Raw genomic sequence first — 13,647 nt, 5'->3', positions numbered from 1 at the left:
ACAAACGTGTAACTTTATAGTGGATTTATCTCTGTAACGACTACATTGCCGCTCTTTACTTGAAAGCCCACGTCAACATCGTAAAGTGATACTTTGTAGGTTTTAATATCGTCATTAAGGTGTTGTTTATACGCTGGGCGCGGGTCTTGTGATAAAACATGATTAACAAGAGCCGTAAATCCAGGATGGTCTTGTTCAACGTTAGTGACTTTCACTGAAATAGTGTCGTGAAAGACTACTTCGCGGTTTGGAATGGGGTTGTAGTCGTTAAGCTTGTCAGTTGCGTGTGAAATGCTATCGGCGTAAGCAATGTAAGGTTTAATATCGACAAGAGGAGTGCCATCAACAATATCAACACCTTCAACGATGAGACAAGTTTTGCCATTATGCTTTTTAAGCCCTTTATTTTTTACCACCGACATGCCAATGCCGTTAGGGCGGTGAGTACTTCTGGTTGCCAAAACGCCCATTGTTGCGTTCCCACCCAGTCGGGGCGCTTTTACGGTGCTTTTCCAGCCTTTATCAACATTCTGGTGGAAAATGAATAACACCCAAAGGTGGCTGTATCCTTCAATGCCCTTCAACATGTTTTCATCATCAAACCCTTCGTTGAAGGTAATGATACCCTGAGCATTGGCAAGTCCAGGTTGTCTTGGAATGGCAAACTTTTGCTTAAAAGGTGTTGCAATGCTGGCAATAGGCAATATTGGATAGCTTGATGACATATTGTTTATCGTTTTCGTTGTATGCGTATCAATTCGGGGGCGCGATTTTATGGACGCACAATGTAAAAGTTTAAAGTTTGCACTCAAATGTCATAAAAATCACATAAACGGCGCCTATTATACTAAACATAAATGAATAGTTGGTCCCCCTGGATCTTCACCTCTCAGAGCCCGGACGTTAGTTTATTTCGCTTTTGGGCTTTTCTTTTTTCATCTCCAACAACTTCGCTTCAAAATAGGGACAACCAAGGGCCTCAGCACGCTCTATATTTTGCTGAAATATTTTTTCGGCATCATCTTCGTTTTTCATATATCGAGAAATGTCGTCTTCTCTTATTAAATGAAAGATGGGGTAGGGCGACCTGTTGGTATAATTATCGGCATCGGCATCTGAATTGCCATCGAATACATAGTGCGGATGAAAGCTGGCAAGCTGGTAAATACCCGCATAGCCCCATTCTTGAAGCATGCGTTCGGCAATGGCAAGTACATCTAGGTACTCGTCGAAATTAACTAGGGCAGGTGAGCCCAGAATAAGCAGCGTTGTGGCTACTTCTTCAGAAACGCTAAGCAGCTTCGCTTCATTAAAAAGCGTTTCAATTATGTCGCCAGCTTCGCCATGTTCAACAGTACACCTAATTTTGTTAGGCGTACGAACATGACGAGCGAATGGGCAGAAATTGTGTGATATCACAATATCGTCCACCCATTGCATAGTGGCCTCAATAAGATGAGTGGTTTGCACGCCAGTCACTTTGATATGTTATGAGTGAAACTTAACGTAAGCTTCTAATGTGTTCTCAATAAGGCTTGCTACTGTCATGGGCCCTACGCCGCCTGGTACGGGTGTAATCCAACCTGCACGCTCCTGCGCTTTTTCAAAATCTACGTCACCAACAAGCGAGCCGTCATTTAAGCGGTTAATACCTACATCTATCACAATTGCACCAGGCTTAACCCAGTCGCCAGGAATGAAGTTAGGCTTGCCAACAGCAACTACTAATAAGTCAGCTCGCTGAACATGGCTCTTTAAGTCTTGAGTAAACTTGTGACACGTAGTAACTGTGCATCCTGCTAGTAAAAGTTCAAGGCTCATTGGACGACCAACAATATTCGACGCGCCAACAATCACTGCATCTAGCCCTTTAACCGGGCGTTTTGTAGATTCAATCATCGTCATAATGCCTTTAGGCGTGCAAGGGCGAAGCGCTGGAATACGTTGTGCTAAACGGCCAATGTTGTATGGGTGAAAACCGTCTACGTCTTTATGAGGGTGAATACGTTCAAGCACTTTTTCCGCGTTAAGACCTGCCGGAAGAGGCAGCTGAACTAAAATGCCGTCAATCTCTTTGTCGTTATTTAGCTCATCAACTAATGACAATAAAGTGTCTTCTGAGGTATCTGCCGGTAGGTCAAAAGAGCGTGATACAAAACCTACTTCTTCACATGCTTTTCGTTTGTTAGAAACATAAACTTGCGACGCAGCGTCACTTCCTACTAACACAACCGCTAAACCCGGCTGGCGTTTCTTGGCTTGGATTAGTGTATCTACATAAGAGGTAACGTGTTGGCGAACTTGTTTGGCAATTAATTTGCCATCAATTAAATGAGCAGTCATAAGCGTGTGCAGTCTTAGTTATATAAAGGTGAACAACAGGTGCTCTATATTGTTTCATAAAACAAGGTTGCGGAACTAGTCTTTTGAATAGTGATAAACAACAAAAGTAAATCAAACCTGCACAAAAAAGCGCACTGTGAATTGAAATCTTTGGTGAAATAGAAAGTGAAAAGCGTATTGGCTGATAAAAACAAAATAAAAAATAGCAGCAGTTCAATCTACAACATCTTCACCATGTAACTCATCTTACTAACACCGTGTGTGTTTAGGGTGAGTTATAACGGAGTAATAAGGAGCTTTTTGGATGAAATACGCGCGAATTGTACAAAAAAACTCGATAATGCACGCTTTGTGAGCGGTTGATAAATTTATTTAAAAAAGTGTTTGACGAGGTGGGGTCATGTCAGTAATATTCGCACCCCGTAACGGCACAGAGACAAAACATCTCAGAAAGCAGTTACATCAGTCGGTGAGTGGCGCAGCTTGGTAGCGCACTTGTTTTGGGTACAAGGGGTCGCAGGTTCAAATCCTGTCTCACCGACCACTTTTTGCAGCGAAGATTCGCCGAGCGCCCGTAGCTCAGCTGGATAGAGCAACGGCCTTCTAAGCCGTGGGTCGCAGGTTCGAATCCTGCCGGGCGCGCCATGCGGGTCAGGTAGGTCCTGACTAGGATGGCAGAATTTTCAAGTTTACATGTTTTACAATTCACATGTAAACTATGCAAGCACCTCTATGGTGGGCGTAGCTCAGTTGGTAGAGCCCCGGATTGTGATTCCGGTTGTCGTGGGTTCAAGTCCCATCGTCCACCCCACTTTTTGCGGAAGTGGTGGAATTGGTAGACACGCTGGATTTAGGTTCCAGTGCTTCACGGCGTGAGAGTTCAAGTCTCTCCTTCCGCACCATATTTTCAAGCTTTATCAAAAGCTTTTCTAAAAAGATATCTTTGTCGGTGAGTGGCGCAGCTTGGTAGCGCACTTGTTTTGGGTACAAGGGGTCGCAGGTTCAAATCCTGTCTCACCGACCACTTATCTTCTGCGTGATACATTCTCTAAACCTATATCAACACTATTTTCTAATTTGCTGCGATGCTTTTTTATACGTTTGTGCTGTTAATGCTCAAATGGATGTTACAAACTTGTGTTTCCCTCTCGACTCTTGTGGTGTGCGGCTGTATACTACCGCGTCTTTTTTTAACCAGTACGTTTGCTTCAGGTTAGTTTTTTGACGCATTTTGTGTCCTAACCATGATGATATTAACGTCAGATAACGACCTCTTCCCCGCAAGTGATATGCAACATTGCATGACGGGAGAGGGGATTGAGAACAAAACGCCTGCAAAGGCGTATAGTTGAGGTAACATAATGCAAGTTTCAGTCGAGACGACCCAGGGTTTAGAACGCCGTCTTACTATCACCGTTCCATCAGACACGGTTGATTCAGCAGTTAAGTCACGCCTACAGCAGTTGGCAAAAACACAGCGCATTAACGGCTTCCGCCCAGGTAAAGTTCCTGTAAGCGTAATCAAGAAGCGTTTCGGCCAGGCAGTTCGCCAAGAAGTTGCTGGTGACGTAATGCAGCAAAACTTCTACCAAGCGGTTATTCAAGAGAAAATTCAACCTGCTGGCATGCCAAAGTTTGAACTGACTAAAGATGAAGACGGTCAGGACCTAGAATTCACAGCATCTTTCGAAGTTTACCCAGAAGTAGAAGTGAAAGGTGTTAGCGATATCGAGATCGAAAAGCCAGTAGTAGAAATTACTGATGCAGACCTTGATAACATGATGGAAACGCTTCAGAAGCAACACGCAACTTGGAAAGAGGTTAAGCGTAAAGCGAAGAAAGATGACAAAGTAATCATCGATTTCGTTGGTTCTATCGACGGTGAAGAGTTTGAAGGCGGTAAAGCTGAAGACTTCGCACTAGAGCTTGGTAAAGATCGCATGATCCCAGGCTTCGAGAAGCCACTTGTGGGCGCGAAAGCGGGTGAAGAAGTTACGATTGAAGTAACTTTCCCTGAAGATTACCACGCAGAAAACCTTAAAGGTAAAGACGCGGTATTCCAGGCGACTGTTAAGAAAGTTGAAGGCCAGGCTCTACCAAAAGTGGACGAAGAGTTCGCAAAATTATTTGGTGTTGAAGAAGGCGGTGTAGACGCGCTTAAAGCAGAAGTTCGTAAGAACATGCAGCGTGAACTAGACCAAACGCTTAAAGCGCAAGTTAAAGAAGACGTTATTGCTAAGCTAGTAGCTGCAAACGAGTTCGACATCCCTCAAGCGCTTATCGACCAAGAAGTAAATGCACTTCGCGAGCAAGCTAAGCAACGTTTCAGCCAACAGGGCGGTGGTCAAAACCTTCCTGAGCTTCCAGCTGAGCTATTCACTGACAACGCTAAGCGTCGTGTTTCAATTGGTCTAATCCTTGGTGAAGTGATCAAAAACAACGAACTAAAAGCTGACGAAGCGAAAGTTAACGAGATGATCGAAACTGCAGCGTCTGCGTACGAAGATCCACAGGAAGTTGTAGATTACTACAACAACAACCAAGAGCTTATGCAGCAAATGCAAAACGTTGCGCTAGAAGAACAAGCTATTGAGTGGGTTCTTGAGCAAGCTAAAGTTACTGACGTAACGAAAGCTTTTGACGAGGTTATGAACAAACAGGCGTAATTTGTTACTGTCTGATTGACAAAACTTGTCAGCAACTGCTTAAATGCTCGGAGCCTTCCGAGCATTTTTGTTTTTAACGCTAGATAATCAAGGTAGCTATGACTAATACCCCGTTTGACCCTATGAATGCACTTGTTCCAATGGTTGTAGAGCAAACCTCAAAAGGTGAGCGCTCGTACGACATTTATTCTCGTCTTCTTAAAGAAAACGTAATTTTCTTAGTAGGTCAGGTTGAAGACCACATGGCCAACCTCATCGTTGCGCAAATGCTGTTTCTTGAAGCAGAAAACCCAGAGAAAGATATATTTCTGTACATCAACTCGCCAGGTGGCTCTGTTACTGCGGGCATGGCTATTTACGATACGATGAAATTTATCAAGCCGGACGTTAGCACAGTGTGCATGGGCCAAGCAGCAAGCATGGGCGCATTCCTTCTCTCTGCCGGTGCAAAAGGCAAGCGCTATTGCTTACCCAATTCACGTGTGATGATTCACCAGCCACTAGGTGGGTTCCAAGGTCAAGCGTCAGATTTTGAAATACACGCGAAAGAAATTCTGTCTATTAAAGAGAAGCTAAATCGTCTTATGGCGGATCACACAGGCCAAGACTATGAAAAGGTTGCCCGTGATACTGACCGTGACAATTTCCTAAGCGCGACAGAAGCAATGGAATACGGTTTAGTTGACCAAGTTTTAGCAAATCGATCTGACGTAGCCGGAACTAAGTAGTATAGTTATAGAAAACCCGAGCCTGTGCGTAGCACGTATTGGTTTTTGGCTCGGGTAAGGCAGAGGCAAAAGTAATGAGTGATAAGCAAAGCGGTGACGGTGATAACAAGCTACTGTACTGTTCGTTTTGTGGCAAAAGCCAACACGAAGTAAGAAAGTTAATAGCAGGCCCGTCGGTTTTCATTTGCGACGAGTGTGTTGAGTTATGTAACGATATCATTCGCGAAGAAATCAAGGAAATCGCGCCTAAGCAAAAGCAGGACGCTTTACCTAAGCCAAGCGAAATTCACGCGCACCTAGACGACTACGTTATTGGTCAAGAGCACGCTAAGAAAGTACTTTCTGTAGCGGTGTACAACCATTACAAGCGTCTTCGTAATGGTGATGTTCACGATGGTGTTGAGTTAGGCAAGAGTAATATTTTGCTAATCGGTCCTACAGGTAGCGGTAAGACGTTACTTGCCGAGACATTGGCTCGTTTACTTGATGTACCGTTTACCATGGCAGACGCAACAACGTTGACCGAAGCAGGTTATGTGGGCGAAGACGTTGAAAACATTATTCAGAAACTTCTTCAGAAGTGTGACTATGATGTTGAAAAAGCGCAGCGCGGTATTGTGTATATCGATGAAATCGACAAAATTTCTCGAAAGTCTGACAACCCGTCAATCACACGAGATGTGTCAGGTGAAGGCGTTCAACAGGCACTACTAAAATTAATTGAAGGTACTGTTGCATCGGTTCCGCCACAAGGTGGTCGTAAACATCCACAACAAGAGTTTCTTCAAGTAGATACGTCGAAGATCCTGTTTATTTGTGGCGGTGCATTCGCTGGTCTTGATAAAGTTATCGAGCAGCGCGCCCAAAAAGATACCGGTATCGGATTTGGTGCTACGGTTAAATCGAAAGACAACAGCAAGCAAATTAGCGAGCTGTTCAAGCAAGTTGAACCTGAAGACCTAGTGAAATATGGGTTGATACCTGAGTTTATTGGTCGTCTTCCAGTTGTTACAAGCCTTGAAGAACTTAACGAAGAAGCGCTTATTCAGATTCTACGTGAACCTAAAAATGCCATTACTAAACAGTATGGTGCGTTGTTCTCGATGGAAGACGTTGAACTTGAATTCCGTGACGACGCCTTAAACGCGATTGCCAAAAAAGCGATGGAGCGTAAAACCGGTGCACGTGGTTTGCGTTCAATTGTAGAGGCAGTGTTGCTAGATACCATGTATGACCTTCCATCTATGGAAGACGTCAGCAAGGTGGTTATAGATGAAACGGTTATTCGCGGAGAGTCGAAGCCGATTTTGATATATGATAGTAACGAAAAGAAAGCAGCCTCTGAGTAATTATTGGGTTGTAAAAAAGGCCCTTCGGGGCCTTTTTTGTTTTTAAACCGCTACTGTGCTGGTTTATACCGCGTTGGTAAATTTTGTGAAATCCTCATTTACTGTAAGTAAACTCCGGCTCCCCAAAATCTCCCGCCTTGTCTAAACCATGCTCGCTGACGCGGTCTAAAAACGACTAATGTTGTTTTTGATTTACTTCAACATCAAATATTCAGTAGTGCGGTTTATTGTCAACTTCCGCCTTGAACCCACTGCGCTCACGACGCTGAACAAAAACACTGGGTGATATGTTAGGCACACTTCTTTTGTACTGAGCCTGTGAAATCCTCATTTACCATACGTAAACTCCGGTTCCCCAAAACTTCCCGCCTTGTCTAAACCATGCTCGCTAACGCAGTTTAAAAACGACAGTTGTTGTTTCTGGTTTGATTTAACGAAAACAAAGATTGTCGCGGTTTTTCGTCAACTCCCGCCTTGCACCCACTGCGCTCACGACGCTGAACAAAAACACTGGATGATGTTTGAGGCATGCTTCTTTTATACGTAGTTTGTGAAATCCTTATTTACCGTAAGTAAACTCCGATTCCCCAAAACTTCCCGCCTTGTCTAAACCATGCTCGCTGACGCGGTTTAAAAACGACAGTCGTTGTTTCTGGTTTACTTCAACATCGGATATTTGTTTATGTAGTGTTTCGTCAGCCTCTGCCTTTTTATCTTTTCGCCCATGGTCCCAAACAATCAACCCCTGATGTTTATTTGTGCACTTTACTGCGTTAATACTATCCTTTCTATCAGATTTGCTACTTAGCTATTGCCATACGCTTTAAAATCTATAATGGTTATAAAAGAGCAGGGAAGAAAAAGCTGAGGAATTAACGCACTTTAATAAGTTGCGATTGAACTTTGCGCTTACATCCCCATATAAAAATGACATTTGGAACTAATTGAGAACAAGTATGACAGTTGAGCGTGAGAATCGCATTGAAATTCCTGTACTTGCCTTGCGGGACGTAGTTGTTTATCCGCATATGGTCATTCCCCTTTTCGTTGGGCGTGAGAAATCTATTCGTTGCCTTGAAGCGGCAATGGAAAACGATAAGCAAATTTTCCTAGCAGCACAAAAGGACGCGGGCGTAGACGAGCCCGATACAGACGACATTTATTCTGTAGGTACCATTGCTACTATTCTTCAGCTATTAAAACTGCCAGATGGTACGGTTAAAGTACTCGTTGAAGGCAGTGTTAGAGGCCAAATTGATAGCTATCAACAGTCAGAGCCGTATTTTGTAGCCAATGTCGATAAGCTAGAAGATGAGACTATCGAAGAGAGCGAGCAAGAAGTGCTTATTCGTTCTGCAGTGTCTCAATTTGAAGGTTACGTAAAACTTAACAAGAAAATTCCACCTGAGGTACTAACCTCGCTTAACGGTATTGAAGATGCGGCGCGATTGGCCGACACAATGGCTGCACACATGCCATTGAAGCTTACCGAAAAGCAGAAAGTACTTGAGATGCAGGGCATCAACGAGCGCTTAGAGTACTTGATGGCGCTGATGGAAGGCGAGATTGATTTGCTGCAGGTCGAAAAGAAAATTCGCACCCGCGTTAAAAAGCAAATGGAGAAAAGTCAGCGCGAGTATTATTTGAATGAGCAAATGAAAGCCATTCAGAAAGAGCTTGGTGAACTTGACGATGCACCAGACGAGTTCGAAGCATTGTCTAAGAAAATTGCTGAAGCAAAAATGCCTAAAGAGGCTGAAGACAAGGCAAAATCTGAGCTGCAAAAGCTGAAAATGATGTCGCCTATGTCAGCAGAAGCAACGGTGCTTCGCAGCTATATTGAATGGTTGACCAACGTTCCATGGAACAAACGTTCACCGGTGAAAAAAGACTTGTCACGAGCTGAAAGCGTACTTAACGAAGACCATTATGGTCTTGAAAAAGTGAAAGAACGCATTTTGGAATACCTTGCTGTACAGCAGCGAGTGAAAAAGCTTAAAGGTCCAATTCTGTGCTTGGTAGGACCTCCTGGTGTGGGTAAAACGTCACTGGGTCAGTCTGTGGCCAAGGCAACAGGCCGAAAGTATGTGCGTATGGCCTTAGGCGGCGTTCGTGACGAAGCAGAAATTCGTGGGCATCGCAGAACCTATATTGGCTCTTTGCCAGGTAAGCTAGTTCAGAAGATGGCAAAAGTGGGCGTTAAAAACCCATTATTCTTGCTTGATGAAATAGATAAAATGTCGTCTGACATGCGCGGCGACCCAGCGTCAGCGCTGTTAGAGGTGCTTGACCCTGAACAAAACAACAGCTTTAGCGATCATTACCTTGAAGTTGATTATGACCTGTCTGACGTAATGTTTGTTGCTACTTCTAACAGTATGAACATACCTGGACCGCTTTTAGACCGTATGGAAGTCATTCGTTTATCGGGTTATACGGAAGATGAAAAGCTGAACATTGCTAAGAACCATCTAATTGGTAAGCAAATGGAGCGCAATGGCCTTAAGGCGAAAGAGCTTGAGATTACTGATTCTGCGGTAATTGGCATGATTCGCTACTACACCCGTGAAGCAGGTGTTCGTGGTCTTGAGCGTGAAGTATCTAAAGTATGCCGCAAAGCGGTAAAAGATATTCTGCTTAAGAAGAGCAAGGGCAAAGTTGAAGTGACTCAAGATAACCTGAAAGACTATTTGGGTGTGCAGCGTTTCGACTATGGCAAAGCCGATAAAGATAACCAGATTGGCCAAGTGACTGGTTTAGCTTGGACACAAGTAGGCGGTGATTTACTGACTATCGAAACCACCTCTGTGCCTGGTAAAGGCAAGATGACCTCAACGGGGTCGCTAGGTGATGTAATGCAAGAGTCAATCAAAGCTGCTACGACCGTAGTGAGAAGTCGTGCTGAAAAGCTTCGTATTAACGACGATTTTTACGAAAAACGTGATATCCACGTTCACGTGCCTGAAGGGGCTACACCAAAAGATGGTCCAAGCGCGGGTATTGCGATGTGTACTGCACTTGTTTCGTCATTAACAGGTAACCCTGTTAAGTGTGATGTGGCCATGACTGGCGAAATCACATTGCGCGGTGAAGTGCTAGCAATTGGCGGGTTGAAAGAAAAATTATTAGCGGCACACCGTGGTGGTATAAAAACGGTAGTTATTCCAAAAGATAACGAGCGTGATTTAGAAGAGATCCCTGACAATGTGAAAAAAGATCTGTCTATTCACCCGGTCAAGTGGATTGATGAAGTGCTCGATATTGCCCTTCAAGAGCCAGTTGAGTCTTTTCAAGTGGTGAAAAATTAGTACATCTAAATAGCTGCACTGCTTAATTTTAAAGGCGTGCAGCGCTTTCTTTTTTCAAAATTTGAAAGAAAATCTCCATAATTGGTTAATTTTTGCTCGTTGAGCCAAAGAAATCCGTATTTTTTGCAAAAATGGGCTTTCAACTCACAAAAGTTGTGTTACCTTTAAGTGGTATTCGCTTGAAGCCTTGCCACAAAAGGGATTGCAGCGATTCATAAAAAAGTTAATTAATTGTGACAGATGCTTGATGTTAACTATCAAGCTTGTTATAACGTCCATTCAAAATCGTTTTGGACAAACAGTATAATAACAATCGAAGGGGATCATAATTGTGAACAAGTCTCAACTTATCGACCAAATCGCTGCTGGTGCAGACATTTCTAAAGCAGCTGCTGGCCGTGCTCTTGACGCATTCACTGACTCAGTAACTGCAGCACTTAAAGACGGCGACCAAGTAGCACTAGTTGGCTTTGGTACTTTCTCAGTTCGCGAACGTTCAGCTCGCAGTGGCCGCAACCCACAAACTGGTGAGACTATTCAGATTTCAGCAGCGAAAGTTCCTTCTTTCAAAGCTGGTAAAGCACTGAAAGACGCTTGTAACTAAGCAAAGAAATTATAAAAAAAGGCGATGGCTAGTCCATCGCCTTTTTTATTTCTGAAATAAAATGTATGTGCATCGCAAAGTAAGCCGTTGCGGTTAGCATCATTATTTAAACGCACAGTGCCGACAGAGCGTGTTGAGATATCACCAATTCAATAAAGAACGGTGAAAAGACCATCAAATATCGCTTTAGACCATTCATATTCATCGGCATTACGTTATAATCACCGCTTATTTTATCTGGCACTTTATATTGTTAAGTTGGCGGGTAATGGTAGTAAGCAACGGAGTTGAAGAACAATCATGCTAGAAAGAATCAGAGAAGGTTCTCAAGGCCCTTGGGCGATGGCCATAATTGCGCTTATCGTTTTAAGTTTCGTATTCGCAGGTGTAGGTAGCTATTTAACCTCGTCTGGTCCAACCGCTGTAGCAACAGTGAATGGCGAAGAGATTTCGGCACAAGAACTAGAAAGAGCGTATCAAAACCAACGTGCGCAAATGGAATCTCAATTTGGTGAAAGCATTGCTCAGCTTTTCTCTAGCGAGCAGTATCTTGCCGATTTCCGTCGAAACGTACTAGACCGCTTGATAGCAGAAAAGCTAATACAGCAACAAGCTGCTGATATAGGTCTACGTGTTAGCGACGAGCAAATTCGTAAAGCTATTGTGCAGATGCCTGAATTTCAATTTGGTGGTCAGTTCGATAATGAGCGTTTCCAAGCAATTTTGCGTCAGAATGGCTTCCAAGTTGCTGACTTCCGCGACTACCTTCGTGTTCAAATGACACAAAATCAATTGTCTGCGGCATTAGCCAACTCATCATTCGCCCTACAAGGCGAAGTAGAGCAAGCAAATGCGCTGCAACGCCAAACGCGTGATGCTAAGTACGTAATGGTTAGCTCAGACAAGTTTGCCGATTCTGTTGAAGTGACCGAGGAAGACGTTACTGCTTTTTACGACAACAATATTGCCTCTTTTGACACAGAAGAAGAAGTGAAGTTAGCTTACGTAAAACTAAGTGCACAGGACTTAAAAGATCGTGTTTCAGTTGACGAGCAAGCGGTTCGCACATACTACGAAAACAACCTTGGTAGCTATGGTAAAGAAGAAGAGCGCCGTGTTTCTCACATCTTAATTGAAGCGGGTGATGATGCAGAAGCGGCGAAAGCAAAAGCACAATCACTTAAGGCTGAACTAGACGGCGGTGCTGATTTTGCAGCCCTTGCAGAATCAAATTCAGACGATGCATTTTCTGCAGAGAACGGCGGTGATTTAGACTTCATTACGCCTGAAATGATGGACCCCGCGTTTGACGAAGCGGCATTCGCATTAGCAAATGTAGGCGACGTGTCAGACGTTGTTGAAACTGATTTCGGCTTCCATATCATTAAGCTTACTGACTTAAGAGCTGCTGAAGTTAAAGCGTTCGAGGAAGTTGAAGCTGAAATCCGCGATACGCTTTTATATGACGCGGCAATGGAGAAATATTTCGAGCTACAAAACACCATGGCGGAAATTGCGTTTGAAGTACCAGATACGCTAGAAGATGTTGCTAATGCTGTAGACCTTCCAATTCAGGAATCTGCAATGTTTAGCCGTAACACAGCACCAGTTGATTTAAGCTCACCTGCCGTTCTAGAAGTTGCATTTTCATCTGAACTTATCGAAGAAGGCTTGAACAGCGACATCATTGAACTGGACGACGAAAATATCGTTGTTGTACGCGTTGTTGAACACAACCCTCAGCGTACTCAGTCGCTTGATGAAGTAAGAGAAGGCATTGAAGCATCAGTGAAAGCTGATAAGTCAAAAGCCGCTGCTGAAGCGTGGGCTTCTGATATTGCACAAAAGGTTCGTGCAGGTGAAAGTGTAGACGAGTTACTAGCGGCGCAATCGGCATCATGGGAAACTGCTACGGAAGTTTCAAGAGCTGGTGGTTCGTTGGCTCGTGCCGTGGTTGATAAACTGTTTTCGCTGGCACTTGAAGGCGACAACAAAGTTGATACGGCTACTACGGTAAATGGCGACGTTGCTATTGTCATGCTTGAAGGAGTGAATGCAGCTCCAGCAATTGAAGAAAATATTGCTGAAAGCCTACAGCAGCGTTTAGCGCAGGTACAAGGCCAACGTGTTTACCAACAGTATATAGATGCGCTTCGTGCACAAGCTGACATACAGGTTACCATTACGCAGTAATGCGAATAACTGTAGTTAAATTAGAAAAGCCAGCGCTTTAAAACGCTGGCTTTTTTGTATTTCAAAGAAAAATCGTGAAAAAATACTGGTAATAAAACACTAATTAGTGACAAACATCATAAAGGTATAAAATGCAGCAATAACGCCGGATAGTACAAAAATATACAGAAATCCCTGCTTTCCCTGCTCAAGCGTATATTTGTTTGCCTGTAAGTAACCAAACCACAAAAGTGATAGAAAAAGTGGAATAAGCACAATAATTTTTATCACAATAAAGGCCTTTTCAATAAATTTCTTTATTTATATCAAGCCCCGTTCACTTTTTCCATTAACAACGGTGTAACTAAAAGCGTTATCTATTATTCAAAGGCGTAATATGTCATCGCTTTGTCGCAAAAGTGTTATTCGCCTGTCACCATATTTACGTGTAATAAAAACTAAGTTCGTATTAACGTT

General features: G+C 43.5%; 10 protein-coding genes and 5 tRNA genes. 11 read left to right on the top strand and 4 right to left on the bottom strand.

Going from position 1 to position 13,647, the window contains the following annotated elements; translation table 11 throughout:
• Nucleotides 1–14: 14 nt before the first annotated feature.
• From tsaA to folD, 3 genes are all read right to left on the bottom strand, one after another.
• Nucleotides 15–725 (bottom strand): tRNA (N6-threonylcarbamoyladenosine(37)-N6)-methyltransferase TrmO, encoded by a 711-nt coding sequence (gene tsaA, locus V7R35_RS03705; protein WP_334013359.1) that lies wholly within the window; start codon nucleotides 723–725, stop codon nucleotides 15–17.
• A 178-nt stretch (nucleotides 726–903) separates the two neighbouring features.
• Entirely contained in the window at nucleotides 904–1,470 is a 567-nt protein-coding gene (locus V7R35_RS03700; RefSeq protein ID WP_334013358.1) for a DUF1415 domain-containing protein, read from the bottom strand.
• A gap of 18 nt (nucleotides 1,471–1,488) precedes the next feature.
• Nucleotides 1,489–2,343 (bottom strand): bifunctional methylenetetrahydrofolate dehydrogenase/methenyltetrahydrofolate cyclohydrolase FolD, encoded by an 855-nt coding sequence (gene folD / locus V7R35_RS03695; RefSeq protein WP_334013357.1) that lies wholly within the window; start codon nucleotides 2,341–2,343, stop codon nucleotides 1,489–1,491.
• A 467-nt stretch (nucleotides 2,344–2,810) separates the two neighbouring features.
• On the opposite strand from folD, the gene V7R35_RS03690 reads away from it, so the two are divergent.
• From V7R35_RS03690 to V7R35_RS03640, 11 genes are all read left to right on the top strand, one after another.
• A tRNA-Pro gene (locus V7R35_RS03690) sits at nucleotides 2,811–2,887 on the top strand.
• Between the two features lie 24 nt (nucleotides 2,888–2,911).
• Nucleotides 2,912–2,988: transfer RNA gene (locus V7R35_RS03685), tRNA-Arg, on the top strand.
• A gap of 90 nt (nucleotides 2,989–3,078) precedes the next feature.
• A tRNA-His gene (locus V7R35_RS03680) sits at nucleotides 3,079–3,154 on the top strand.
• Between the two features lie 6 nt (nucleotides 3,155–3,160).
• Nucleotides 3,161–3,245: transfer RNA gene (locus V7R35_RS03675), tRNA-Leu, on the top strand.
• A 45-nt stretch (nucleotides 3,246–3,290) separates the two neighbouring features.
• Nucleotides 3,291–3,367 (top strand) — tRNA-Pro (locus V7R35_RS03670).
• 337 nt (nucleotides 3,368–3,704) lie between these two features.
• A complete protein-coding gene (gene tig, locus V7R35_RS03665; RefSeq protein ID WP_334013356.1) occupies nucleotides 3,705–5,009 on the top strand; it encodes a trigger factor in 1,305 nt (434 codons plus the stop codon).
• A 98-nt stretch (nucleotides 5,010–5,107) separates the two neighbouring features.
• Entirely contained in the window at nucleotides 5,108–5,737 is a 630-nt protein-coding gene (gene clpP / locus V7R35_RS03660; protein WP_334013355.1) for an ATP-dependent Clp endopeptidase proteolytic subunit ClpP, read from the top strand.
• Between the two features lie 74 nt (nucleotides 5,738–5,811).
• Nucleotides 5,812–7,086 carry an ATP-dependent protease ATP-binding subunit ClpX gene (clpX, locus tag V7R35_RS03655; protein ID WP_159627016.1) on the top strand — a complete coding sequence of 425 codons (1,275 nt, stop codon included), beginning with the start codon at nucleotides 5,812–5,814 and terminating at the stop codon, nucleotides 7,084–7,086.
• Nucleotides 7,087–8,042: 956 nt separating this feature from the next.
• The gene (lon, locus tag V7R35_RS03650; protein WP_334013354.1) at nucleotides 8,043–10,394 is read left to right on the top strand and encodes an endopeptidase La; all 2,352 of its coding nucleotides are present in this window, start codon (nucleotides 8,043–8,045) and stop codon (nucleotides 10,392–10,394) included.
• 331 nt (nucleotides 10,395–10,725) lie between these two features.
• A complete protein-coding gene (gene hupB, locus V7R35_RS03645) occupies nucleotides 10,726–10,998 on the top strand; it encodes a nucleoid-associated protein HU-beta (protein WP_012518978.1) in 273 nt (90 codons plus the stop codon).
• 300 nt (nucleotides 10,999–11,298) lie between these two features.
• Nucleotides 11,299–13,191, top strand: coding sequence for a SurA N-terminal domain-containing protein (locus V7R35_RS03640; protein ID WP_334013353.1), 1,893 nt, complete (start codon nucleotides 11,299–11,301; stop codon nucleotides 13,189–13,191).
• A gap of 99 nt (nucleotides 13,192–13,290) precedes the next feature.
• On the opposite strand, the gene V7R35_RS03635 is transcribed toward V7R35_RS03640, so the two are convergent.
• Nucleotides 13,291–13,461, bottom strand: a complete 171-nt coding sequence (locus V7R35_RS03635) for a hypothetical protein (RefSeq protein WP_334013352.1) — start codon at nucleotides 13,459–13,461, stop codon at nucleotides 13,291–13,293.
• Nucleotides 13,462–13,647: the final 186 nt, after the last annotated feature.

This window comes from Alteromonas sp. S167, from assembly GCF_036864375.1.
In the GTDB taxonomy this organism is placed as follows: domain Bacteria; phylum Pseudomonadota; class Gammaproteobacteria; order Enterobacterales; family Alteromonadaceae; genus Alteromonas.
This window is presented reverse-complemented; position numbering and strand designations above follow the sequence as displayed.